The 25,332-nt window shown below is 36.8% G+C and carries 26 protein-coding genes and 3 tRNA genes; 12 read left to right on the top strand and 17 right to left on the bottom strand.

Features of this window, described 5'->3' with window-relative positions:
* Nucleotides 1–36 precede the first annotated feature (36 nt).
* From L6N96_07225 to L6N96_07215, 3 genes are read left to right on the top strand one after another with little or no spacing between them, the layout of a single operon-like run.
* Nucleotides 37–1,224 (top strand): aconitase X catalytic domain-containing protein, encoded by a 1,188-nt coding sequence (locus tag L6N96_07225; GenBank protein MCP8323947.1) that lies wholly within the window; start codon nt 37–39, stop codon nt 1,222–1,224.
* On the top strand, nt 1,208–1,624 hold the full coding sequence (locus L6N96_07220; GenBank protein MCP8323946.1) for a DUF126 domain-containing protein: 417 nt from the start codon (nt 1,208–1,210) through the stop codon (nt 1,622–1,624). The genes L6N96_07225 and L6N96_07220 overlap by 17 nt, the downstream gene beginning before the upstream one ends.
* 50 nt (nt 1,625–1,674) lie before the next feature.
* Complete coding sequence (locus L6N96_07215) at nt 1,675–2,361, top strand: hypothetical protein (GenBank protein ID MCP8323945.1); 687 nt, start codon at nt 1,675–1,677, stop codon at nt 2,359–2,361.
* Between the two features lie 35 nt (nt 2,362–2,396).
* Here L6N96_07215 and L6N96_07210 read toward each other — a convergent pair whose 3' ends face one another.
* Both L6N96_07210 and L6N96_07205 read right to left on the bottom strand, forming a co-directional pair.
* Nucleotides 2,397–2,900, bottom strand: a complete 504-nt coding sequence (locus L6N96_07210) for a hypothetical protein (GenBank protein MCP8323944.1) — start codon at nt 2,898–2,900, stop codon at nt 2,397–2,399.
* Between the two features lie 13 nt (nt 2,901–2,913).
* Nucleotides 2,914–4,206, bottom strand: a complete 1,293-nt coding sequence (locus L6N96_07205; GenBank protein MCP8323943.1) for an HD domain-containing protein — start codon at nt 4,204–4,206, stop codon at nt 2,914–2,916.
* Nucleotides 4,207–4,300: 94 nt separating this feature from the next.
* Between L6N96_07205 and L6N96_07200 the strand changes: the two genes are divergently transcribed.
* Entirely contained in the window at nt 4,301–4,504 is a 204-nt protein-coding gene (locus L6N96_07200; GenBank protein MCP8323942.1) for a hypothetical protein, read from the top strand.
* Between the two features lie 7 nt (nt 4,505–4,511).
* Here L6N96_07200 and tmk read toward each other — a convergent pair whose 3' ends face one another.
* Entirely contained in the window at nt 4,512–5,186 is a 675-nt protein-coding gene (gene tmk / locus L6N96_07195) for a dTMP kinase (protein MCP8323941.1), read from the bottom strand.
* Nucleotides 5,137–7,056, bottom strand: a complete 1,920-nt coding sequence (locus L6N96_07190) for a phosphoenolpyruvate carboxykinase (GTP) (protein MCP8323940.1) — start codon at nt 7,054–7,056, stop codon at nt 5,137–5,139. The genes tmk and L6N96_07190 overlap by 50 nt, the downstream gene beginning before the upstream one ends.
* Before the next feature lie 380 nt (nt 7,057–7,436).
* Between L6N96_07190 and htpX the strand changes: the two genes are divergently transcribed.
* Nucleotides 7,437–8,408: a zinc metalloprotease HtpX gene (gene htpX / locus L6N96_07185; GenBank protein MCP8323939.1), complete on the top strand. Its 972-nt coding sequence runs from the start codon at nt 7,437–7,439 to the stop codon at nt 8,406–8,408.
* Between the two features lie 57 nt (nt 8,409–8,465).
* A complete protein-coding gene (locus L6N96_07180; protein MCP8323938.1) occupies nt 8,466–8,981 on the top strand; it encodes a hypothetical protein in 516 nt (171 codons plus the stop codon).
* On the opposite strand, the gene rimI is transcribed toward L6N96_07180, so the two are convergent.
* A complete protein-coding gene (gene rimI, locus L6N96_07175) occupies nt 8,978–9,403 on the bottom strand; it encodes a ribosomal protein S18-alanine N-acetyltransferase (protein ID MCP8323937.1) in 426 nt (141 codons plus the stop codon). The genes L6N96_07180 and rimI overlap by 4 nt on opposite strands.
* A gap of 86 nt (nt 9,404–9,489) precedes the next feature.
* On the opposite strand from rimI, the gene L6N96_07170 reads away from it, so the two are divergent.
* Nucleotides 9,490–9,578 (top strand) — tRNA-Phe (locus tag L6N96_07170).
* 138 nt (nt 9,579–9,716) lie between these two features.
* On the opposite strand, the gene L6N96_07165 is transcribed toward L6N96_07170, so the two are convergent.
* The 4 genes from L6N96_07165 to L6N96_07150 form a co-directional block, all read right to left on the bottom strand.
* Nucleotides 9,717–10,592, bottom strand: a complete 876-nt coding sequence (locus L6N96_07165) for a hypothetical protein (GenBank protein MCP8323936.1) — start codon at nt 10,590–10,592, stop codon at nt 9,717–9,719.
* Nucleotides 10,593–11,129: 537 nt separating this feature from the next.
* Nucleotides 11,130–11,894 carry an inositol monophosphatase gene (locus L6N96_07160; protein MCP8323935.1) on the bottom strand — a complete coding sequence of 255 codons (765 nt, stop codon included), beginning with the start codon at nt 11,892–11,894 and terminating at the stop codon, nt 11,130–11,132.
* A 404-nt stretch (nt 11,895–12,298) separates the two neighbouring features.
* Entirely contained in the window at nt 12,299–13,867 is a 1,569-nt protein-coding gene (locus tag L6N96_07155; protein MCP8323934.1) for a hypothetical protein, read from the bottom strand.
* Nucleotides 13,854–14,642 (bottom strand): ABC transporter ATP-binding protein, encoded by a 789-nt coding sequence (locus L6N96_07150; protein MCP8323933.1) that lies wholly within the window; start codon nt 14,640–14,642, stop codon nt 13,854–13,856. Before L6N96_07150 ends, L6N96_07155 begins: the two co-directional genes overlap by 14 nt.
* A 138-nt stretch (nt 14,643–14,780) precedes the next feature.
* On the opposite strand from L6N96_07150, the gene L6N96_07145 reads away from it, so the two are divergent.
* Nucleotides 14,781–16,232 carry a radical SAM protein gene (locus L6N96_07145; GenBank protein MCP8323932.1) on the top strand — a complete coding sequence of 484 codons (1,452 nt, stop codon included), beginning with the start codon at nt 14,781–14,783 and terminating at the stop codon, nt 16,230–16,232.
* 164 nt (nt 16,233–16,396) lie between these two features.
* Complete coding sequence (locus tag L6N96_07140) at nt 16,397–17,185, top strand: DUF4234 domain-containing protein (protein MCP8323931.1); 789 nt, start codon at nt 16,397–16,399, stop codon at nt 17,183–17,185.
* 10 nt (nt 17,186–17,195) lie between these two features.
* Here the strand turns inward: L6N96_07140 and L6N96_07135 are convergent, their stop codons facing one another.
* From L6N96_07135 to pstC, 5 genes are all read right to left on the bottom strand, one after another.
* A complete protein-coding gene (locus L6N96_07135) occupies nt 17,196–17,858 on the bottom strand; it encodes a helix-hairpin-helix domain-containing protein (GenBank protein MCP8323930.1) in 663 nt (220 codons plus the stop codon).
* A 614-nt stretch (nt 17,859–18,472) separates the two neighbouring features.
* A tRNA-His gene (locus L6N96_07130) sits at nt 18,473–18,568 on the bottom strand.
* Between the two features lie 140 nt (nt 18,569–18,708).
* Nucleotides 18,709–19,578, bottom strand: coding sequence for a phosphate ABC transporter ATP-binding protein PstB (pstB, locus tag L6N96_07125; protein ID MCP8323929.1), 870 nt, complete (start codon nt 19,576–19,578; stop codon nt 18,709–18,711).
* A 3-nt stretch (nt 19,579–19,581) separates the two neighbouring features.
* On the bottom strand, nt 19,582–20,421 hold the full coding sequence (pstA, locus tag L6N96_07120) for a phosphate ABC transporter permease PstA (GenBank protein ID MCP8323928.1): 840 nt from the start codon (nt 20,419–20,421) through the stop codon (nt 19,582–19,584).
* Nucleotides 20,418–21,203, bottom strand: a complete 786-nt coding sequence (gene pstC, locus L6N96_07115; protein ID MCP8323927.1) for a phosphate ABC transporter permease subunit PstC — start codon at nt 21,201–21,203, stop codon at nt 20,418–20,420. Before pstC ends, pstA begins: the two co-directional genes overlap by 4 nt.
* On the opposite strand from pstC, the gene L6N96_07110 reads away from it, so the two are divergent.
* Nucleotides 21,094–21,321, top strand: coding sequence for a hypothetical protein (locus tag L6N96_07110; GenBank protein MCP8323926.1), 228 nt, complete (start codon nt 21,094–21,096; stop codon nt 21,319–21,321). The two genes, pstC and L6N96_07110, sit on opposite strands and share 110 nt — an antisense overlap.
* A 5-nt stretch (nt 21,322–21,326) precedes the next feature.
* Here the strand turns inward: L6N96_07110 and L6N96_07105 are convergent, their stop codons facing one another.
* On the bottom strand, nt 21,327–22,142 hold the full coding sequence (locus L6N96_07105; protein MCP8323925.1) for a phosphate ABC transporter substrate-binding protein: 816 nt from the start codon (nt 22,140–22,142) through the stop codon (nt 21,327–21,329).
* Nucleotides 22,143–22,501: 359 nt separating this feature from the next.
* Between L6N96_07105 and L6N96_07100 the strand changes: the two genes are divergently transcribed.
* Nucleotides 22,502–22,576, top strand: a tRNA-Ala gene (locus tag L6N96_07100).
* A 144-nt stretch (nt 22,577–22,720) separates the two neighbouring features.
* Nucleotides 22,721–23,464 carry a hypothetical protein gene (locus L6N96_07095; protein MCP8323924.1) on the top strand — a complete coding sequence of 248 codons (744 nt, stop codon included), beginning with the start codon at nt 22,721–22,723 and terminating at the stop codon, nt 23,462–23,464.
* Nucleotides 23,465–23,528: 64 nt separating this feature from the next.
* On the opposite strand, the gene L6N96_07090 is transcribed toward L6N96_07095, so the two are convergent.
* Complete coding sequence (locus L6N96_07090) at nt 23,529–24,116, bottom strand: nitroreductase family protein (GenBank protein MCP8323923.1); 588 nt, start codon at nt 24,114–24,116, stop codon at nt 23,529–23,531.
* 148 nt (nt 24,117–24,264) lie between these two features.
* Nucleotides 24,265–25,065, bottom strand: a complete 801-nt coding sequence (locus L6N96_07085) for a glycosyltransferase (protein ID MCP8323922.1) — start codon at nt 25,063–25,065, stop codon at nt 24,265–24,267.
* Nucleotides 25,066–25,332 lie beyond the last annotated feature (267 nt).

Raw genomic sequence — 25,332 nt, 5'->3', positions numbered from 1 at the left:
TCTTTAAATTTATGAACTATCGATTATAGTGGACAATTGTCAAGATCTATGGTGAGAGATCTGTACCTAACAAATTATGAAGAAAGAGCTCTTGAAGGAGAGTATGGTGAAGCCCTTGAGATCGCTTATAGGATACTGTTATCTGTTGGTCGTCTAACAGATGCAAGTCATCTGATCGAAATTTCATCCGCTCATATTTCTGGAGTTTCATATTCAACCATTGGAGAGCATGGTAGAGAGTTCCTTGAGAGTTATAGCCTTAACGCTAAAGTTTCCATTCCTACGACTGTGAACCCTTTAGGAATAGATCCAACAGATACATCTGATTTTATCATTGATGAAAAATATCTATCTGAACAGATGAAGATAATACAATCGTACAGGAAGTTGGGTGTGACTGATTCTTTTACATGTACACCTTACGAAGGGTTCCATTCACAAGTAAAAGGTAGTCATGTGAGTTGGGCTGAGAGCTCTGCTTCTATATATGCGAATTCTATTTTAGATTTAAGGACGAATCGTGAGAGTGCATTGAGTGCTCTTGCAAGTGCGATAACAGGTAAAACTCCTTGCTCGGAGTTACATATTGATGAATATAGAAAACCATCACTCTCCATTCATGTAAATATCGATGAATTTTCTGGCTCAATGAAATTCGGGCTTCTAGGATATTTTGCTGGAAAGATGGCAAGGGAACCAATAGCTTTCCAAGGTATTAAAAGTCCAATCTCGTCAGAGGCTAAAGCACTTTGCTCTTCTATTGGAGCATCTGGTGCTTCTGGTATGTTTTTAATAAATGAGAAAGTTGATGGCGAAAGTATAAGGTTTGATAAAAGTGATCTCATAAAAACCTATGATGAACTTAATGATGGTACAGAAGAGGAGGATGCAATTATTCTTGGTTGCCCCCATTTGAATATACAAGAGATACATGAAATCTCCGATATCGTCGAAGGTAAGAAATTTAATAAAAGATGCCTCATATTCTGTTCAAGAAGGGCTTACGAGGAAGCGAAGCGAAAAGGTTATACTAAAAAGATTGAAGGTGCAGGGGCAAAATTCATTTGTAATACTTGTGCTGTATTTACGCCTATAATTTCTCATCTTGAAGTTGATATTATCGCTACAAACTCATGTAAAGCAGCACATTACTTAAAAAGGGCCCAGAATGTAAAAATCTCTCTTAAAGACACTCATGACTTATTAATTGAGGGTTGTAAATGATTTGAGAGGAGTTTTTAGAGCTAGAGGGCTTGTTAACAGTATAGGGTGGGGTGAGGCATTAATCTCACCCTCTCCAATATCGTTTTTAGGAGGTGTAAATCCTGGAGATGGAAGGATTATTGATAGATCTAACGAACTGTACGGTATGAGTATTTATAAAAAAGTCCTCATATTCCCGCATAGTATTGGGAGTAGTGTTGGAGCTTACGTGATATACAAATTAAAAAAGAACGATAAAGCTCCTTCTGCAATTATTAATCGCAGGTCTGATATGATTACTGTCTCTGGTTGCGCCTTAGCTAAAATACCTCTTGTAGATATGGTTGATGGGTTATCTCTTATTAAAGAAGGAGACGATTTAATAGTAAATGGTAGCCATGGTTTTGTTATTCTTTCCTAATTAAGAAAAAAGTTCAAACATTATTATCCAAGTTATTTTTTAGAGCTCTTATGGAATTAAAGATAGATCAAGAATTACTAGACCTTTTTACTGAATTGCGAGCCTCAATCATTCATATAAGAGGCGTAAAGGTTGAAAAAAGAAGTTCTGATTTGGAAGATTTTAAAGAGTTGATAATTAAAGAAGTCAAAGATAAATATGATATCAAAAGTCTGAAGGATGTTCCCGTTTTTAAGGCTTACCGTAAATTCTTCTGGAAGGTTGGCATAGATCCAACTAAAATAAGACCGGCAGCCGAAGCATTAATAAGAAGAATTCTTGGAGGTAAATCAGTTCCTAATATAAATACTGCAGTAGACTCTTACAATCTTGCATCCATCAAGAGTGAGATTGCTTTAGCAGCATTTGATAGAGACCAACTCCAAGGTAATCTAAGAATGAGGTTTGCGAGAAAAGGAGAGAGATTTTTAGGTATAGGTATGGTTGAACCAAAAGAATTACAAGGAGGCGAAATAGTAGTATCTGATCAATTAAATCTAGTGGCAATTTATCCTTATAGAGATGCTGGTGAGACTAAAATAACTGAAAAAACTAAAAACGTTTTGCTGATGGTATGCGGTGTACCTGGCATAAGTAAGGAAGATCTTGTCAATGCAGCGGATATTGCCACAGAATACATAATTAAGTTTTGTAATGGGATAAAAAGTGTTATTGATAACGGAATAACAACTTCTTGATTGCAACTTAGTTAAAGATATATAAATATAGACTATCACTTTTGAAAAGGCATCTTGTAATCAGGTAGATCTATTTTTTCTTTCTCTCCTTTTAACATAGCATAAGTTGAACCATCGTATGTGCATGTGATATCGGGCACATTTTTACCCTTCTTAAACTTCACCTTAAATTCTTTATAATACTCCCTCAATTCTCTCTTGTCGTAATTATCTTTTTTCAACCTTCTCTTTCTTAGAAATTTAAATGCCAATATGAAATGTCTTTTAGGGTATAGTTTAAAGGTATGAGTGAACCTTAAAGACCTCTCTATCTGCTCTCTCCTCACAACAAGGTAGTCCGTTGTGCCAGACTTAGCTTCTATCACCAGTATCTTGCTGAACCTATTAGATATAGCAAGTACATCTGGTAGTGTTTGGCTTGAGCCACCTAATCTAAATGCTTTATACGAATAACAGGACTGTATTCGCTTAACTAAAGTATCCTCCCATTTCCATCCCCTCATCTTACGTGTCTTTGTTACTTTTATGAAATCCGTCAATTTCACCAATCTATTACATAGATACCTTAGTCGAATAGCCCTCCCTGCCGAAGAAAGCTTCTACAGCTTTCTCCACTTTTAATCTATATTCGGCTTGTGTGTATATTCGTATTATGTCCATATACCCTATAATCGCCCCTACCAAAGCTAAATCCTCAATAGGAACAGTCTCATAAGATGCCCCTTCACTAGTTTTATGTACCAAAGTTATAGAAGAAAGAGACTGACGTGAAGACGTGTAAGGTACAGAAGGCGTTGTAGGAACATCGAAAAAGATCAGGTCTGGATTGACCCCAGCTTCATCTGCAATTTCTATAGAAATTTTATCTCTTATACCCTTCTGGTTAAGAATCCTTTCTATGAATCGATCCTTTCTATGGACTATCTTCTCAAATACACATTTGATCAACTTTCTATCTCTATAACCTATCGCTAGTTGCTTCGCTTGATAAAGCTCTTTATTCCCACAAGGATCTAAATCGATCAACCTTTCGAGGGTTACTTCATCTGTGAGTTGAAGAAATCTTTTTAGATTGCTAATATCTGTTAGTTTCAACTTATCATCGGCAAGGGTTATCGAGCGGATCAACATTGCTTGGGTTGCACGAACGGTCCTATGGAAATATACTGCCTTGAACATCTCATACCGAGCTATATTGAACGCTTCAAATGCATAAAGAGCAGCTTGATCTATAGCTAACTTGCCATCAAATATTTCAAATGAATCTATAAGTCGATGTACATCTACCTTACCATACTCAACACCGGTGAAGTACGAGTCTCTGAGTAGATAATCCATAATATCCACGCTCAAGCCCCCTGCTACTATTTCATTCATGAATTTGGCTCTCTTAAGAGATAGGCCTAAAGAAAGCTCCGAAATATCTCTTGAATTAAAGCCATATTTCTCGATTAAATCCTTGATCTCTGTCTCCTTGATTATTCTTTGAGTGATGTCTTCATGGGTTAAATTTCTCTTTTCTGTCAGAGCCTCTTCAAATAGATGAGAGAAAGGACCATGTCCTATATCATGAAGTAATGCGGATAACCTTAGCTCTTGCACATCTTCATCAGTGATCTGGGTTTTTGAGATAAGAGAGGTACTTGTCAGTCCAGCGAGGTACATTGTACCTAATGAATGCTCAAAACGAGTATGCTGTGCACTAGGGTAAGTCAAATTAGCCCCAGCAAGCTGACGAATTCTTCGCAACCTCTGAAAGATAGGCGTATCGATTATCTCCTTCTCTACATCTGTTATATGAATATACCCATGCACGGGGTCTCTTATTTCGGCAATAAATCTCAAAGTTTAATTGTATAACTCTTAGAGTTTTTTAAGTATGTTGCGCTTTTGGTGACATTTATTAAATATGTGAGGAAATATTATATTGTAAATTAGTATGGGAGAAGTATTTAGACCTAAGGACCTTCTCAAAGGGAGGAGGAAGCTTATAGAAGAGGCTCTCCAAGACTTGAGCCCAGGAATAAGGGATTCGGTTATAAACATCCTTGATTCATGGAAAGGAGAAGAATCTCGAAATCTCTTGATAGAAATTTTAGGCAAAAAAAAGGTTGCAGATATTCTAGAGTCGTTAGGTGATTAAATAATTTTTATTTCTTTTCTTGTTTAGATAATAGAGGTTGTATAAATTCTCGAATCTTTATTGAGACTACATGAATAGGTTGCTCACCCTCGATTATTTGAACGTATGGTCTTTTTGAGAATCTCTGCTTAAAAAGATCTCTCACTTTAGTTAAGTACTGCTTCCTCTCAAAAAGATTCGGTTTGGAAGATCTCTTTTGGATTCTTGAAAGTGCATTTTCTGGTTGCACATCTAGAATAACGACAAGGTCGGGTTTAGGAGCAAACATATTCTCCTTCTCTATAAAATCAGGATCAAGTCCTTTAGCTCCTTGATAAGCAATATTTGAAAAGTAATATCTATCCATTATAACTATATCATTTCTTTCCAGAGCGGGATTAATATTATTCTCAACATCCTCTATTCTATCCTTACAGAACAACTCAAACTCGGTTTTCGGGCTTATATTATCGAGTCCTACATTAGCAAGTTCGGCGATTTTCTTTCCCCATTTCCCTTCCGTTGGCTCATGGAGAAGAGTTACGGAATATCCATCCTTCAGTAATGAGTCTTTTAAAAGTTCTGCATGAGTTGTCTTGCCTGCTCCATCGATACCCTCAATAGCGATGAGTATGCCTTTTTTGAGGATTTTTTTATTCTTCTTTATTTGAAGAGAATTTCTCTGGCGAGATATAACTCCCATATTGTATCCTTGCCTTGTTTAGCCTTTGCTTTTGCTCTTCCAGTACTTCAAATAATATTTTCGGAACATCGGGGACATTGGTTCTGTAAATATCCATGACCCTGTCGATCTTGGCTAAATTTTCTGGAATTCTTAATGTAAATTGTTTGATGTAGTCTTCTTTAGGATAGTCTTTATCTAGCGTTTCCTTAAATAGTCTTTTTAGATCTCGATATTTTGGTATCAGACCAGTAGGTGTTTTTATTGCTTCAACTTCCTTATGTGAACGTAATTCCATCCATTTAAGCCAGACCCTCTTATCAGCTTTATCGTTCAGGAAAATTCCACTTCTGGATTTTAAAAAGTAATTCACAGAGAATATAAGAGGCGGGTTTTTTAGGGTAATACCAAAATTCAGGTTATTTTCAATATATTTGCCTAAGGATATGGATAGAAAATCCAGATTAGACATGGGATTTAATTTTCTGATGCCTATTTCTCCCAAGGTAGCAGCTGTAGTTTCAGACTCCAGCGATGCACCTTTAGTTATTATACCATGTACCCAGTCGAAGGACTCCTCTACTGGAACCCATGTATCCGAATCCCGTCCCCCATAAATTATCCCTCTAACCTCAACTCCATCAGGGTCGTCAATTCTTTGGTCCATATTCTCTAAAAGATTCAAATTAACTGTGAAGCGAGCATTTCTATGTGAAGGTGTTATTTCGTTACCTTCAGCATCTTTCTTACCAGAGGTCCATTCTCCTGAGTGATTGATACCCCTTTCTGGGATGTTTTCATTTTTACCAATCCAATAGACATCTTTCTCTTGAGTAACCAGTACATTTGAAAATATTATCTCACCTGGTTTATGAAGTGTCTTCCATAAAACAGGATCGTCTATGGAGTTAACACCTTGTATTATTCCAAATACTCCTTTTTCTACATTGACTGCATGGATCGTTTCACCCTTTTTTCTGAGATATGCTATATCATCTCCAACTATTGTCTCCCCTTCTATCATAGCAGTAGAAGTCTTTCCACAGAGAGAGGGAAATGCCCCTGTGAGATAAGTTATCCTGCCTTTTGGGCCATGCACTCCCAAGATAAACATGTGTTCTGTCAGCCAACCTTCTTTTGATGCCCTATTTATCGCTATACGCATTGCCAATTTCTTAAGTCCAATAGTATTGCCACCATATTGGGTGTTCACGCTATACACTATTTCCTCTTGAGTATCAATGTATATCCTTCGTTTGTCGATGTTTTTACTTACTCCATTTTCAAGCTCTCCTTGTGAATGTACAAACTTCAAGAATTCATCAGAATCATCCAATCGTTTGAATTCCTCATATCCTGACCTGTAAAGCAGATCTTCGTTATGGGCAACGTAGCTGGAATCGGTGAGCTGAACAGCGAGGATGGAGAATTCAGAATTTTTCGGTCCTAAACAGAAGAATCTAACATACAACTCATGCCCCTGCATTATATTTTTTAGAATAGTATGAATCTCTTTAAGCCCCTCATCCCTATCTATCCAGTTTATATGAGAGCCTAAATTGACGTTTTTAGGAAGAAGGAATTTGGTATTTTTTTTATCTCTGGCCTGATCGTAATAGCCATCAAAATGGATAGTATGTCCATCGATGCTAAGTTCCTTCTCTTCTCCATTTCTTACTGCCGTTTTTCTGATATATTGGATATCTTCTTGTGAATCTGTGCAAACAAAGACTTTATCAGGATTACAAAGTACGACATACTTAGAAATGAATCGGTATAGTTTAGTATTATTTATCCTGACTAGTTTTTTATAATCCTTTTCCACTAATTTTGTTTTTAGAAATTTCATAATTTCTTTTTTAGTTTCTTCACTAGATTCTTTCAGATTCACCAATACTATTGTTACACCAACTTATTGTATATTCTCTCGAAGTAACAAATTTCAAATATCATTGTCATACTTCTACTTCCAAAATAATCTTCCATCTTTTTTGACTCTTTAAACTTAGATTGACTAACATTTAGAGGGTCACATAGCCCTCCTACTATAATTGATTTATCTTTGTATATCATAATATTGAAGCACTGCTTATTTTATTTCTTATTTGGATGAAGTTCTTTCTATTTAACCTTTAAAAATTTATTGTTTAAATCATTTTTTTACAGATTTATTTAAGCTCTCTCGATGAAGAACCATAAACTATTTATTGAGTATCGATAATAATAAAAATCATAATAACACACAAGTCTTTTTTATCAATAGGTGATTAAATGAGTCTCCTTAAACTTCGTTTATCCATGATAGGTACTCTAGCCTTCCTGATTGCCCTCTCTTCTCTCTTCTTCGGAATTATACTGACCTTTATGGGAGGGTTGGACATTACTGCGCTGATAGTAATAGTAGTTGCTTTCAATCTTATTCAATGGCTTATTGCACCTTATATCATTGATGCTATGTACAAAGTCAAACCAGTTACAGAAAGTGGAAATCCAAAACTCTACAGCATGGTCAGGAATCTCAGTCAAAAAACAAAAATAAAAATGCCGAAGCTAATGCTTGCAAAAATCCCTATCCCAAATGCTTTCGCTTATGGTTCGCCTATAACAGGTAAGAAGGTAGCAGTTACTGAGACTTTATTGGAGACGCTTGAAGAAGAAGAAGTAGAGGCCGTTATCGGACATGAACTAGGTCACCTTAAACATAGGGATGTTCAGATAATGATGTTCGCCTCAGTTTTACCAGCAATCTTTTACTTTATAGGATATTCTCTAATGCTTTCAGGTATGTTTGGTGGTGGTAGAAGAGATGGGGATGGGGGTGCTACTATATTAATAGGAATCGTTTGTATGGCAATTTATTGGATATTATCACTTTTCGTTTTAGGATTAAGTAGATTAAGAGAGTATTACGCTGATAGGCATAGTGTCTCAGTGGTAGATGATGGTGCTCGTAAGTTATCCGAGGCACTGGCAAAGATCGTTAACTATAGCGCAAATATAAAGCGTCGTTCACGTCAAAAAGCAGGCTCTTCTAGTAGCTTTCGATCCTTATTCATAGCAGACCCAGAAAGGGCTGAGAAGGATTATCAAGATATAGCAAAGATTTCAGGTTATTCGGCAGATCAACAACTTGTTGAGGGTATAATTTCGAGAAAGCTTAGCACAACGGATAAGATTCTAGAGTTATTTTCAACTCACCCCAATATAGTGGAGCGCCTTAAAGCCTTACAGAAATTGAGCTGAATAATATATTAAAAAATTTCTTAAAAAGATAAAAACAACTTAAATGGAGTTTATTTAATGCTACCATCAAGCGACATAAAAAAGGAGATCTTCAGACGGTATAACAAGAAGCCGAGAGGATGGCATGTCCTCGTCAGGAGAGATCAAAGAGGATATTATGACACTATAGTTTTACAAGGAAAGGATGTTTGGTTCATAAAAGAGGAGCGGGTTAAACCATATGAATTGGTAGGTTTTGGTATCTCTGATATAGTTGATGATAAAGATGTACTAAATAGTTTTAAGCCATATCAGTTTGGTTTTAGACCAGTCCCTAAAAAGCTTGAGGCTAAGACGATAAAAGCGTTCAGTGATAATAGGAACTTGGAGAGCCTGATAAGCAAGATAATTGGTACGAAACCAGTACCCTTCAATAAGATAACTGGTAAACTAGCACTTCAAGGACCCATACTTTACCCCAACAAGCCATTAAACCTTTTATCTAATCAAGATGATGTCGATCTTCAGCTTAGAACGAGTCTAGAAAAGCTCTTATACAAAAAGTATCCTTACTTACTTACCACATACCTTTAATTATTTTTGGACATAACCAACGCGTCCATACCATCTGGATAATAGTTACAAATTAGACCGACCTCTCTAAAACCGAATTTCTTATAGAAATTGATAGCTCCTTGATTATTCGACCTTACCTGGAGATCTACCTTTCTGACCTTTTTAGAAAGGAAATTAAAGCTCTCTCTAAGTAGATTACTACCGATACCCCTTCTCCTGAGTTCCGGTATTACAGCTATCGATATTATGGTGCCTTTATCACCTATTACAGAAGTAATTATGTACCCTACAACGCGACCTTTCTCTTCATATACAGAAAACCCTTCAGGTTCTCTCATCAAGAAATAGAGAAAAGTACAGCGATTATATGGATATTTAAATGAAATTCTCTCAATATTTAATACTTGAGTTAAGTCCTGCTTTCTACACCTTCTTATCAAATTGATATAATAAAAAACTTACAAGAATTTTATATTAGTTCTTTAAAATATAAATTTAATAAGTAAATCTAGCTCCCCAGAACCGTGCCGAGGTAGCTCAGCCTGATTTAAAAAGGCGAAGGAGAGCATCCGGCTGAAGACCGGAGTGTCGTGGGTTCAAATCCCACCCTCGGCATAACCCTTTGAGTGCCTTCGGCACATAAAGCGTTAACGGAAAGACCTGAAGAGATAAGGATATTCCCTGAACTTGTTGATCGTTTTCCTAATGGCATTATGGACCAAGTTCTTTAGTTCTGACACTTCAATTACCATATTATTCACTTATGGTGGTCCTAAAAAGAGCATTATGTTGTTTTTCCTTTATTGGTTGCCAAAAATCTTCTAAGAGACCCAATATAACTGCTACATCATCAAGATTCTGATATGCAGTAAGAAATGAGTCTATTTGAAGGTGTGATACTCTAATCCCTAGCACTGCGCTTTCGTCTTTTGTGATCGATTCGAAGATAGGTTCGTCTTTGAAAGTGACTTTCTTGTTTGACCATTTAAGGTGATCAGGTATTCGATGAAGAATTGATAAAATTCCAGGAACGTTAAAAAGTCCCTTGAATGCCCAAACAGAATTAGTATGCTTGAATTTGTTATACCAAATTCCATATTTCTCCCTGAATTCAACAATCTTTTTGATTACATTTCTCTTAAATCCAAGGGCGCCTAAAGATTCGTCTTGACAAGCTAAATACTTTCTCAAAGCATTTCCAGACTTCAACATTTCATTAAAAAGTTTATTAGCTGTGCCAAAAGACCAATTAATGCTTGTGCCTCGATATTGTTTTGCTTTCTTCTTGTTGCCAAAGTCTCTTAAGAGTAAAGGTAAAAATTTAGCCCCATTCTTAACTGCTTCAGCGTAAGCAAAGCACATCGCAGCGAAGTTTTCAGTTAGTTCAATGGTTGAAGCTATGGTCTGCATAGCAAACATTTGTTGTCTTACAACCATATCTTCGGCTTTAACCCCATACCATAATCTTGCGAATGTAGGGCAATCTGATGGGTTGGTAAGCAATCTAGTAAGTTCGAGAAGATTTCTTGCAACGATCCACTTTAGAGTTAGATTGAACCCACGGCTAATTTCTTTTGTATAATAATCCCAGTCAACGGGAACCAGTCTATCTGACTCTATCTTTAACATTTATGAAGAAAATAGAGAGGAATGAAATTAAATCTTTATAAAAATAATTCTTCTCTCTTATACCTACATTTTTCTCAAAATGGTGTATATTAACTATGTGTATACTTTTGAGAAAATAAACTTGTAAAAGCAAATCCTCAATCAACCTCGATACGGACTGCGAAAATTACAAAAACATAACACCATAGTTTTAAAAATGTAACCAACTAAGAAATGAAATAATGTGTATTTCACGAATAAAGGAAAAATCATCAAATCTTTGGAGAACGTTCGTATTTGGTATGTTTCTAATTGGTTTTGGAATAATATCCCTAATTTTTACAATTTACGATAATCCATTTTACTTTAACAAAGTAGATTCGTTAACTCGTTACACTTTTACAATCATCATCTTTCTTGGTATTTTAATTGTTATTGCGGTTCTTTTAAAACCAAAGAGCAAAGAAGTTGATAAAGGTGAAGCCAAAACTTGTCAATCTAACATTGAAACTAAACAGCCTTCTCAAGATAAAGCTGAACCTGATACTCATAGAGTAGTTACTCTATATTTTTCATAATTTCAAGGATATCATTGTGAACTTTCGTATTAGAAGAAATGAAATCAGTTCTTACATGTTTCCAATCATCTCCTTTAAAATTTGTAACCTTTCCTCCAGCTTCTAAAACTAATATAACACCTGCTGCGACATCCCAGGGGTCTATTTGTGTTGTTACATAAGCTTCTGCTCTACCAGAAGCAACCCAAGCGCATTCTAATGAACCAGAACCTAATTTACGTAAATCTTTTATTATCGGGTGCAGAACTGAGTTAATTTTACTCATACGTAAATTACTTCCAGCACCTTCACACCAGACAAAATAACTTTTTTCAAGTTTTTCGATATCTGATACATGTATGATTTTTCCATTCAACAAAGAGCCTTTTCCTTCTTCAGCCACAAAAAGTTCTTTTAAAAAAGGAGCATAAGAAACGCCTAGTATTGGCTTATCATAATGTAAAAGAGCGATAGATATTGAAAAAAATGGATTGCCAGCAGCGAAATTGCTACTTCCATCTAATGAGTCTACAATCCAAGTAAATTCAGAGTTTTTATTTCTAATACCACTCTCTTCAGTTATTATATTATATTCTGGAAATTTCTTAATAAGAGCTTTTAAGATCATCTCGTCTGACATTTTATCATATTTCGTGACAATTTCTTTACTAGTTCCCCTTAATCTAAAAAGATCAGAATCTTTACGAAAATTTATAAGTAAAAAATTTCCAGCTCTTTTAGATAAATCAATTACAAACTTTTTCATATTCCTAATTTGTAGAAATAACTGATATCTATTATTATTGGACTCATTTATTAATAACCCACAATAGGTATGTAGCCATGAACATTTTCTAGGCTAATGAATTTATCCACTAAATCAAGGATTTCTTGTTTTACTTATGGTAAGCTCTTGTTCACCTTTGTTCGTCTCTTGTTTACCTTTGTTTTGTTTGTTTTATCTGTTTTTTCGTTGTCAAATCCTTACTCTCTCTATATATACAAATACTATACTACATAGGGTCCTAAGATATGGTCCTAGACAATTCCTAAAGAAAAACATGGAACATACCCTAGACTCATTAACAATCTTTTAACTGATATATTATTGTAACCATCATAACGATAAGTGGATTAGGAATCCTAGATAGGTTCATTGATGATTTCTCGTTATTCGATTCTACTCATATTCCTTTTTCCAAGATAAAGGAATATAATTCCTAGTATCCAACTTATAGGTATCATGAAATAAGATAGCGAATCCAATAGTCCGAGGTCAAAAATAATAAGAGAAACTATGAAAAGTACGAGCCAAATATTAGGGGTTATGAAGATATTAAATACAAAAGTTCCTGACTTGTCCGAGAAGACTGGATTTAAGAGGAATAGACCAATAGCGAAAACCACGTTCGCTGCAACGAATAGCATCATTAATCCGGTGTTAACCAATAAAGAAATAGAGGTGGTTTGGGGAATTAAGATTGTTGAGACAGCTGTAGTCACAGCAGCGATCGGAACTACGATTAGCCAACCTTGTACCAACCTCGCCTTAACAAATCTTCCGACACCGTTAGGTGTTTTTCGATATATGAAGAGAGTATCCTTTCCTCTGAGCGTCACATCGCTAGCCACAAACGCTGCAAGGAGTGGAAACAAGAATATGCCCATTATAAGGGCATCCTCAGGATAGTCAGGCTGCGTGAAAAAGATGGTTACCAAAACGAGTAAACCAACGGCATAGGCGATATACGAAAGGTTTTGTAGCCTTCGACCATACGTCTTGAAGGTAGATACTAAGAGGGTGCCAAAAGATCTCCCTCCACCAAGATATTTAATGGTTTTATAGAAAATACCGTCCGGTTTAACCCTTGAAGCTATAAAGGTGGTGGGTTCAAGGCTGTATGCACGATTAGCAGCTTTTACGCCCAACCAAAACACCGTTATAAAGAATGCTATAAGACCCCCAAAACGAGTAAAAGTCTCGAATCCCACGGCGGCGATGTTTCCTGGGTTGGATGCAAAGCCGATTATGACTTCTGCTCCCCAAGAACTAGGTAACAAACCAAGAATGGTTGTGACCAAACCACTTGTCCCAGGATCGGCAAGTGCTTCAAGCAAACCTCCGCCCATAATTGCATATAATACTGCTATCATGGGTAAAGCGATGATTAGGCTAAGGGCCTTTCCAATATCTTTTCCACGGGCTGTTTTTCCAAACTTTGTTCTAAGGATGGCAGCTATTACAGTGCCGATCCATAGAGAGGAAAAAAAAGTGATGATGAAGATCATTATTATTATCGCTATCTGAGCTAAATCCAGCCCCATAGGAGTTAGAATAGATGTGAAAAGGCCAATGATCACCACAGCAGCGATGGTATAGAAAGGCATTACGCCCAGAAACTCACCTAACAGAACATCGCTCGGCTTGACAGGAGATGCAAGAAAGATTTCTTGCTGCTCGGTCTGTACTTCCTTTAACGTGTTGCTGATTGGAATTATAATGAAATAAAAAAAGATCAGGAATAGTATTATCTGTACCATGGCTACAGCAGCTTGGGATAGTATGAAAGCGATAATGTCATCGATGAACATAGCGATGAATGCTGGAGCAAGAAAAGCCACATAAACCGCTAGTAGCCCTATAACCAGATAGGGGAAATAGGGTCTTATCTTCCGTATTCTACTTGTGCGGATGCGATATTCATTCCTTGCGATCAGAAGCCACTTAGGCACTAGCACCTCTCTGCTCCCTCCACGCCAATAGCTCCTTCTCCTCCACTCCCCCTGTTATAGCGATGAAAGCCCTTTCCAATGTATTCGTTTTTGTCTGATTAATGATTTCATCTATAGTGCCTAAAGCGATGAGTTTGCCTTGGTTGATTATACCTATTCTATCACATAACTCCTCCACGATTGGTAGAATATGGCTACAGATGAAGATGGTCTTCCCTACCTTGTCTGCTAATCCCTTTATCAGATCCTTCACCATTAGAGCAGCGCGGGGGTCTAGCATAGAGGTAGGTTCGTCAAAGAAAAGAATAGGAGGATCATGAATCAGAGCCGCTGCTATCAAAATCTTTTGTTTCATACCTCGGCTGTAGCCTTCAAGCAGGTAGTCACGTCTCTCATAAAGTCCGAATAGCTTTAGTAGGTCATCTATCCTTTCAGGCATAATATTTTTGGGAACATCGTAAAGGGCTCCCATGAACTCCAGAAATTCATAAGCGCTAAGCTTCTCGTATAATCCTGGAGATTCAGCAAGCAAGCCTGTGACTCTCTTCACTTCTGTTTCGTCTTTGAGGATGTCATAACCGTTCACGGAGGCTGTACCCCTTGTCGGCTTTATTATACAGTTTAACAAGCGAACGGTCGTTGTCTTACCTGCCCCATTTGGACCTAAAAGACCGAAAGTTTCTCCCTCATAAACTTCCAGATCTAACTCATCTACTGCCTTAATCTCACCACCCTTGCCATAATGCTTAGACAATGAATCAGTATGGATTACAACCTTCATAATCTCTCCATCTCTGACCGTCCTTTTTAATAAGGTTTAGGGAAATATTTGATTTATCTATTGTTATAGTCAAACAGATATATAAAATAGGTAAATGAGCCGTAATATACAATTACGAAGAATGGATTGGGATACTAAATGATTAAAATGCCTGACGGTGACCATTCTTTAACTCTATTCTTCAACCCTATTTGGAAAGCTCTCGCTCGGTATTTGACATATAAATGTGAAAAATGTGGACAAGAGCGATTGCTTTCAGCGTTTGAAGGCTGCTCATCAAGTCTTCTTTGTGAAAGTTGCTTACTAACATTAAAAGCTATAACACCTTTAATTCGTCTTTTATTCTTCAGTCTTAGAGTAGATGGTAATAAAAGAAAACGACTAATGAGAGACCCCCTTATCAAAAAATGCATACTTAGCGTGGTGAAGGGAATTGCGAATTTCGGAATAAGGTATCCACAGCCAACAGGTGCTCCAATAGTTATTGTTTGGAACTTTACTAACAGATGTAATCTTAACTGCTTACACTGTCATCAAGATTCTTCACCAGAGTCTTCTCATCAAGAACTAACTACTCTTCAAGCTTACAAAGTAGTAGATAATATGAGCGATGGAGGAGTAGTTATACTAACCTTATCGGGAGGAGAACCTCTACTTCGCAAAGATGTTTTTGATGTGATTAAAAGAGCTAATGACAATGGCATGTTATGTACAATTGCATCCAACGGAACTCTGATAACTCTTGAAGTAGCGAAAAGGCTTGCTAAGGTGGGTATTAAAAGGATAGAGATAGGTTTAGATGGTGCAACGGCTAAAACACATGATTTCTTGAGAAATAAACCTGGAAGTTTTAAATCAACTATTGAAGGAATAAGAAATTGTTCTTCTGAGGGCTTCGATGAGTTGGCCGTTACTATGACACTGCACTCAGAGAACGTTAATGAATTAGAAAAAACCATGGACCTAGCAGAGAGGCTTGGAGCGACTAGATTTTATCTAAACCGCCTTATACCTGCTGGTCGTGGAATAGAAGCATTTTATCTTGACGTGACTCCAAGAGAGAAGATAGAGGCTCTTGAAGTATTGTACAATAAGTTCTACAAGAGTGTAATAGAGGGATTCGGCATGCAATGTTATGCCCGAGGAATGACTTATTATTCTCGACTCGGATATGAACGTTCAAAAGGTAAAGTTTTCACAGTAAGTGAAGCCCTGTCAGGTCACGAAAAGATGTTTCAAGAGAAATTTGGAGGAGAAGTTTCCAAGATTGTGAAGAAGCTTGCAACGGGTTTCGGTGGATGCTCAGCTGGCTTAACTTATGCAGGTCTCACCACCTCGGGAGACCTAATTCCCTGCGTTCCTGCCCCAATAAAACTGGGCAATCTTCTTGAACAAAGCCTAGAAGAAATCTGGATTCATAATGAATTATTGAGTTATATTAGAAACCGAAAAGCGCTTAAAGGTTCTTGTAAAACATGTACATACAACGATATATGCGGAGGTTGTAGATACACTGCATTCATCACACATGGAGACTGGCTAGGACCTGATGCTTCTTGTCCTTTTGGCCCAAAAATCCAAGATGAATAAAAGGAAATCTTAGTAGAAGAAATGGTATAAGTAGAATGACATTTATCATTGTAAAATCTGCAGGGTTTTTCCCAAGTTGTTTGACTATCTTATTATTTTAAATTTTCATTTTTAGAAAAACACCTAAAATCTTATTAATAGAATCTGATACTACTCTACTACAATTGACTGTTGAAATTGAAAACATAAGAAAAGACATTCGGATGCATGTTGAGACTGATACAATGATGTCGAACGCTTGGCTACTTGTATATATCGCTCCCATCATCGCAGGTATTCTATTTCTATTTAGCATATTCTTCTACTTTGCTTTCACAGAGGTGATTATTGGTCCAGGACCAACCCCTATAGGTCCTTCATTATCGCTTCTGATGTTCACTATTTTATTACCTATAATAATGATAATTGCTTTTATAGTTTCTATAATACTCATTTACAAGCTTGTTCAGAGACGCAATACTCACTTTAAAAGACAGATTTTTCTCTTCGATGATATCATTGCTGCAGTTAAAGCAATAGCGGCAAAAAAAGGAGTTAACATAGATCTCGAGTTAGCGTCTTGTGAAAGAACAGTGAGGGAAGTTAGGGCTGAAGAAACCGAGAAAAGTGCTGCGCTTTGGGCTATTCTATCAGCAATCATATTCATTGCAGACTGGTATGTCCGCTACTTTCTGATGGGAGATTTCTACAAACATGAAAGAAGAGAAGATGGATTTTGGGAGGATATAAACAAAGCATTGAACAAATGTGATATAACGTTTTCAATACCCAGAAGATTGGTAACTTTGCCTAACAGAAGCTTTGTTCTCTATCTAATTCTTACAATAATAACTTTTGGCATATTCGGGATCTACTGGCTCTATGTCTTATTGAAAGATCCTAATGACCACTTTGAATATCATAACAAGATAGAAAATCAGTTTTTAAGCACTTTAGAATCTGTTACTATATAAAAAAAGGCAATCATTCATCAACACTATACTGAATGTCAAGGAGTTTGATTATCTTTTTAGCCTTGGCTCCCCCGATACCTTTGACCCTCTCCAGATCACGTACACTTGCTTGAAAGATATTTCTTATGGTCTTGAAACGTTTTAGGAGGCGTCTCGATAACTCATTTCCTACATTAGGTAGGCTTGATACAACGTAAATCTGCCAATCTTTCTCGGTCATTAGTCTCGGCTTGTGCTGGATATGTATACTCTTCACTAACTTTTTTTGAAGCCTTTTCGCAAGGGTGCATAAAACGTCAACTGTATGGAAGAAAGTTGGCGTGGTTATTATAGGTACACTCATGTCTACTTCGATTCTAAGAATAGCGCCCCAAAATGCCCCTGGATTCTTCATCTCTTCTAACTCTAGTCCGATATCTCCCTCTAGTATGACCAATGGCTTCAAGTATGCTTCTTTTAAACTATCTACTTGTTCGAAGAGTCTACCCGTATATATGGAGTTCACGAAGTCTCCAATGGTCTTTCTTTCAATTGCACACTCAGATGATATAACATAGTCGCCTGGAGTAATCATCCTTCTCTCTACATCCACGCCCCGCTGGAGAAGTAGTGCCAATATGTAGCCAGGTTCACGTGAATCAACAGTTATTTGGATACTATTACACCCTTTCATTATGTTATACGATTACCTATACTTTAAATTAAATTAAAATTACTTTCTCTTTATAATAAAGGAAGTGTTTTAGAAAGACAAAGAACATAAAGTTAAGAGTGAGAAATTCATTCTAGCATCATTTTTAATTTGCTTCTGAAATAAGGAGCCTTAATATTGAAGTCATTTATGCTTATCTCATACTTTGAAAAGATACTAGAATAAATCACATATCATCGGTATTACTTCGATTGATTCCCAATTTATAAAAATTTGAAAATTGATCTCCAAAAAGCTAAAATATTAGATGATTGGGATCGGAAGCCAAGGTAGGTGAATAATGAGTAAAAAAGAAGATAATCCCCACGATGCCTCCTTCGAGTATGAATGCGATTGTGGCAAGCATTTCGTCCAAGTTGGCAAAGCCGTATCACATGTCAACAAGTTCAAGGATCATCATCTAAGAAGAGTGACTGCATAAGAACTTAATAGTTCTAAAAGGAAAGTTATCATTAATTCCGCAATAACCCATTTTTTTATATACATACTAAGTTCGTATCGATTGATCTTCAACTTTCAGCTTTGATTTGTTTTTTATTTAATTCTATGAGTTAAATCCCTTTATTAACATTCAAGGCCGCCGCCGGGATTTTCGTATTTATATCGAACCCGGGCTAAGGGCTTTCTACATAGATCCACAGGCCCCTGTGCTACCACTGCACCACGGCGGCCATTGATACCGTAGTACTACAGGGTCAGTGAACTACGGCTTGAGAGGGACTAGACTTTAGGAGCTTTTAAAATGTTATGGATATACAAAAGTGTTCACAATACCCTAAAAATCAGAACTGTTATTTTCAGGAAAAAAATCTTAGCCAAACTTGCCTGTGATATATCTTTCTGTGAGTTCACTCTTTGGATTTAGGAATACATCTTTTGTCCTTCCGTACTCAATAAGTTTTCCTAAATATAGGAAGGCTACCATATCAGAAACCCTTGCAGCTTGTTGTAAATTATGAGTAACTATTACTACTGTGTAATTCTCCTTCAGCCTTCGTATCAAGTCTTCAATTTTTGTTGTTGCAGTGGGGTCGAGTGCGGAGCAAGGTTCGTCAAAAAGTATGACTTCTGGCTTCACAGCTAATGCCCTAGCTATGCACAATCTCTGTTGCTGTCCACCTGAAAGCCTAAGAGCTGATTCGCTCAATCTGTCCTTGACTTCATCCCAAAGTGCTGCTTCCATTAAAGCTTGTTTTACGTCCTCCTCAAGCTTCTCTCCATTAGTAATGTTATGAATTCTCAATCCATATGAAACATTCTCAAAGACTGATTTAGGAAATGGGTTAGGTTTTTGGCAGACCATGCCCACCCTTTTTCTAAGCTCAAAAACGTTCATCTTTTCGCTATATATGTCAATTCCATCAAGAAACACTTCTCCAGTTGTGCGGCATCCTTCGATAATTTCATTCATTCTATTTAAGGCCCTTATGAAAGTTGTCTTTCCACATCCTGATGGACCCATTATAGCTGTGACGCTGTTACTTTTTATAATAAAACTTAAGTCTTTAAGGATGTGTCTTTCAGAAAACCAAACATTTAGCTTTTTAATATTTATTTTATCTTTCACCATATAAGCGTTAGTTTCTTTCTTATCTTTCACTATTTTAACACTATTTGATAATTGAGCTGACTCATACAAATCTGATAAAAATCTTCTATAGCCTTTACTGAAATCACTCATATTTTATCTTTGCCTCCTAATAAGGTAATTTCTTAAAAAAAGAGCTCCTAAATTTATTATTAAAAACATAGTGATCAGAACAAGTGAAGCACCATATGCTCTATCAAAAGCGGCAGAAGTATGGCCTTGTGTTGCCAACATGTAAATATAAACTGGTAAAGAGCCAACGGCGTCGAATATCGAGATTGGTAAAAACGCTTCAAGTCCAGAGCCAGCCGTTAGTAAAACTACAGCGGTCTCACCTATCGCCTTTCCAATACCTAAAAGTACCCCCGTTATTATGCTAGGAGTTGCACTTTTCAAGACGACGTTCCATACCGTCTGCCATTTTGTTGCGCCAAGAGAAAGAGATGCTTCTCGATAAGATTTTGGAACTGCCCTTACAGCTTCTTCAGATACTCTGACCGTCCATGGAAGGATCATAAATCCTAATGCAAGACCACCAGAAAGTACAGAAAATCCAAAAAGGTAATGGACCAAAAAAGCCAGCCCAAACATTCCTATTATAATGGAGGGAATGCCTGCAAGCGTTTCTACAAAGAACCTTATTATCTTAGTAAAAAGGTTGTCAGATGCATATTCAGCAAGATATATCCCTGAACCTATACCGATAGGAGCGGCGAATAGCAAACAGATTGTAATGAGAAATAAAGACCCAACTATCTGGGGTAATATTCCTCCATATTCAAAACGATATGGTTTACCCGTTAAGAACTCAAGGCTTATCACACCTACTCCATTTACAAATACATAGAAAATTATCGATAGTAGGACGAACACAGATATAATACCAGTAATCCATAGAAAGATTTTTACTATCCCTTCTTTTGTTTGTTCGTTCATCGTTTCATCATCCCTCTTTGTATTGCAGATCTTGCCATCAAGTTGATGATGGCAACTAAAACAAACAAAACAACTCCTATCGCAAATAATGCATACTGATGTTGGGAGCCCCACTCTACATAACTTATCTCCATAACTATAGTTGATGTTAATACCCTGACACTATCTAAAATGGATGTTGGAATTATGGGTATGTTTGGGTTACCTATTACCATCAAGACTGCCATAGTCTCTCCTATAGCATTCCCCATGCCTAAAATAAGAGAAGCTAGTATTCCTGACTTAGCACTTGTCAAAGTTACGTTCCTGACTGTCTGCCATTTTGTTGCGCCAAGAGAAAGAGATGCTTCTCGATAAGATTTTGGAACTGCTCTTATCGCGTCTTCAGATATGGTTATTACATGTGGCAAAGTCATTATTGAGAGAATTATCCATCCAGCAAGAATGCATTCTCCTCTTCCTCCTAAATTATCCCTGATAAATGGAACGATCAACATCAATCCAAAAAATCCAAGCACGATTGAAGGAACTCCAACGAGCATCTCAACACTTGGCTTGATTATATTCCTAACCCAATTTGGAGCGAATTCTGCAAGGAAAATAGCACAAGGGACACCTATTACTAATGCAATCAAGACTGCACCAACTCCAACGATGATGGTGCTGATAATTATGGGCAAAATTCCAAATTCGTTATTGGATGGATGCCACGTTAAACCGAATAGAAAATCTAAGTTTATGGCAGACCATCCCTCGACTAACAAGAATGCAATTATAAACAACACTACAAGGATTGAAGAAGTTGCAGTAAAAAGTAGAATCTTTTCTATAATTTTTTCTTCTATGCCTTTAATTTTTCTTCACCTTGAACAAACACCTATTTCTTTAAAAAGAGGTTAGAAATTTTATTTCACCTTGATATATCCGAATTCTTCTACAACTTCCTGTCCCTCATCACTCAGGATAAAATCAAGAAAATCTTGTTCCAATGAACTAGGCGTACCTTTTGTTATTAGCCAAAGAGTTCTGATTATTGGAAAATCCTCGGAAAGGATGTTCTCAATATTAGCCTCGACACCGTCTATCGTAATTCCTTTTACCGTGGTATCTAGGTATCCTAGTGAGAGATATGATATAGCATTCTCGTCTGTTGCAACAGCTGCCCTCACTTCACCGTTATATAGTTTAACTAAAGCTTCTCCAGCTATCTCTTTTTCAAAGGGCTCCATAACAATTTCTTCAAATATACCCCTTGTACCAGAACCTTCTTCTCTTGTAATCAAATTAATCGGGGCGTTATTGCCTAAAACTTCGCTCCAATCAGTTATTTCTCCAGCGAAGATTTTCGCGATTTGTTCTAATGTTAGATCATCTATTGAATTGTTTGGATGAACAATAATCACTATAGTGTCTTTTCCGATAGCAACTGTTTGCAAGTCTGGCCATTTAGTTATCTCAGATATCTTCAAGTCTCTAGAAGCTGCTCCTATGTCTATGTAACCGTCTCCAACCTGCTGTATTCCCGTACCTGAGCCTCCTCCACTTACTGAGATTCTTGCATCTGGATTTTTTTCCATAAAGAGGCGGGCGCATTCTTGAGTTATCGGCAGTACTGTTGTTGATCCTGCGCAAATTAATCCTCTTGGTACCTGTGATAGTTGATATGCAACGACACCTATAACCACAATAGCCAATACAGCTATTATCGCATTGCGTTGCAAATTAAACCTCTGAGGCATCTTCAAAAGAGTAGAAATATATCTCTTACCTCAATATTCTATTTTATCTCTATTTCACTATATAATCTATATATATTAATTAGTCTTAAATATTGAAGTAAAACTATTATCAAAAGGCTTTTTTCAAAGCATTACAAAAAGAACATTTTATTAAAATAATATCAATATCCACCAACTATATGTTTCTTGAAAAACAATTAATAGATACTTGAGGAATATCTTATTTGGTCTTAATGGCGTTCAGCGTTCGTTCGACGGGCGAACTGACCTATTTCGGGATGACGATATAAGCGCTGTGCGCCAAGGAAGCCATTATTAATCTAACAATATTTATTAAATTCGGGCCGGTAGTCCAGTCTGGTAGTGACGCCGTCTTCGCAAGGCGGAGATCACGGGTTCGAATCCCGTCCGGTCCACTTTATTTTTACAAAAGAACAAAGATATTTTAGAAATATTAAGTTCCGTTTGATTGAACTGTCGATAAATTATCTTATATTTTAACGATGTCAAAATCATATAAATTGTACAATATCGTCATTTTATAATTGTGAATAATGGCTATGAAGGTAGTTTACCATGAGCGTTACTGCGAGGTTTATACACACGACCCTGCTGCTGAATCTGGTAGAATTGAGAGCATCCGTGAAGCTATTAAAGATCGATATGATTTCATCAGTGCGATACCTGCAACTGATGAAAATTTAAGCTCGATACATTCATCTAAACATATACGATTCGTAAAAAGCCAAAAAACTATCTATGAAGTTGCCTTATTAGCAGTTGGAGGCGCTATAAAGGCTGCTGAGATAACTATGAGTGGAGAGCCTGCTTTTGGACTAATAAGGCCACCTGGACATCATGCAAGTAGAGATTCAAGCTGGGGATTCTGCTATTTTAATAATTTAGCAATATCTGTTCAAAAATTAATTCAATATGAGATTATAAAAAACGTAGTAATTGTTGACTTTGATTTGCACTTTGGGGATGGAACGGACAATATATTTCGCACAGTTAATAATGTAAAATATTTCCATTTACCCTTTAACAAAAGTTTGGAAGCCTTAAACGATTTTCTCAGATCAGAAAAAAATTACGATATAATATCTGTCTCAGCCGGGTTTGATAGGCATCAGGAAGATTGGGGAGGTTTGCTAAGCACTCAAGATTATAGAATAATAGGTGAAATTCTTAAGGAGAATGCTGGAAAAAAATGTGAAGGACGGGTCTACGCTGTCTTAGAAGGAGGTTACAACCATAAAGTCCTTGGAAGTAACGTCCGAGCTTTCTTAGATGGCTTGAGTTAGAAGAATATTTGCATTTAAAAAGCAATTTTCTTTATAATAGGTGTAGAAATCCCTAAAGGCTTTTTTATGCGCCCGCATTATAACCAACTTTACCAAAGGAGACAAAAAAGAAATTATCGCTTAAAGGTTTTCTTTTCCTTGGCTTAGCTAGTTTGTCTTTAATCTTTTCTTCTAATCGATCCCAGATTTCCTTTACATCCGACTCGTATCCTATAGCAAAAACCACAATAACTCTGTATTTACCAGGATATTCCAAAGCTTTCTTTACTTTTTCTTCTTTCCAACCAGCCATCTGATGGACACGAAGTCCTTGGTGTTCAGCTTCTATTGTAAGGTTCATCACACTCAATCCTGCATCATACGCGTAATACGGAATATCGTTGTTTTTACAATCTTTATCAGGATCAGCCCCAACAGCAACTAAGTATGGGGCCTTCTTCGCCCATCCATTACCGATTGATAATGCATCTTCTAGATTTTTACGTGTCGAATCAGTTTTATGCACAAAAACGTAATTCCAAGACTGATTGTTAGCACAGGAGGGTGCCCACCTCGCAGCTTCAATAATTGCATCGATCTTTTCCTTTTCTACATCTTCTTCCTTGAAAACGAGGGCACTTTTACGTCTCTTTATTTCAGGAAGTATCTTCATATCGAGAAAATAAAATTAAAGGTATATAAAAAAATTATATTCATTTAAATGGCTCTTAAATGAATAATAATTTCCCCTACTTTTTTATGGTAGAAAATTAGTTAGCTATCTAATATCGATTAAGTATCAATCAACATCTTTTATCTTGCTAGCAATGAATATTGTCAATATTGTCGATTCTTCCATGCTTCTTTGCGAGCTTGAGAATTGCGATAGCCACCTGCTCTGCCATCCTCCCAAGCTTTCCTGGATCTTCACTATATCGCCTATAAGACCTATGTTGCTTGTAGCCAAGGTACACTTCCTTTATCCTGTAACCCATCATCTCCGTTTCTATTAACATTGTAACATCAATTCCCCAGCCGTCGGGTAATTTTCCATTTAACATTTCCTGCCATACCTGTGTCTTAGCTGCTACCTCTCCAGTTAAAGGTTGATCGAAGTGGGAAATTTCTGGGAAGAATACCCAAAGGAGTCTTTTTGCTACAAGTTTTGTTACGGCAGCATCTCTAGGGGCCCTGTAGTAAGAGCCTCGGGTCATATCGAATCCGTCTACGATGATGCCGTCTACAAGCTTATCGACCCATTCACTCGTAAGGTTTTCTAGGTCAGCGTCCATAAAAAGAACTATGTCAGGGTTTTCCTTCAAAGCCGCTTGTAGGCCAGTCTTCATGGCTAGACCCTTGCCAGGGTGTATCCTTCTAGGAGATATAACGACCTTAACTCCAGCTTCTTCTGCTATATCCCTAGTTTTGTCTGTAGAATGACCATCTGCTACTATTACAGTTGGATGGTACTTACTCTTCTTTACCGTCTCTATACATTGACCTATAGTTTTATCTTCATTTTTAGAAGGAAGTATCGCTATCACTTTTGTCTCTTCTTGGGCTTCTTCTATCGCTTTTTCTACCTTTACCGCTTCTTTAGATTCTTTTGGAACTTTAAGCATTTCCGACTCCATATTTGACGAATAAATTTTTATTTTTTTTTCCAATACAAAAGATTGATTATAAGGGATAGGATAATAAACTTAGTGTCTTCATGTGGAATTTATTGTGGTCCTTATCCATCTTATGGAAAAGGAACATACTTTGGTTGTAAGTTAAAGGATAGGATCAAACTTATAGGTAGAATTATAAAATTTAATATTATTTTGAAAATAATGATAAATTTCCTTGCAAAACCCATGTTCGTTTACAAGATAACGTAATAAGAA

The organism is Candidatus Methylarchaceae archaeon HK02M2 (assembly GCA_024256165.1).
GTDB lineage: Archaea > Thermoproteota > Nitrososphaeria > Nitrososphaerales > JACAEJ01 > HK02M2.
The sequence above is the reverse complement of the archived record's forward strand: the minus strand, read 5'-3'. Positions and strand labels throughout refer to the sequence as shown.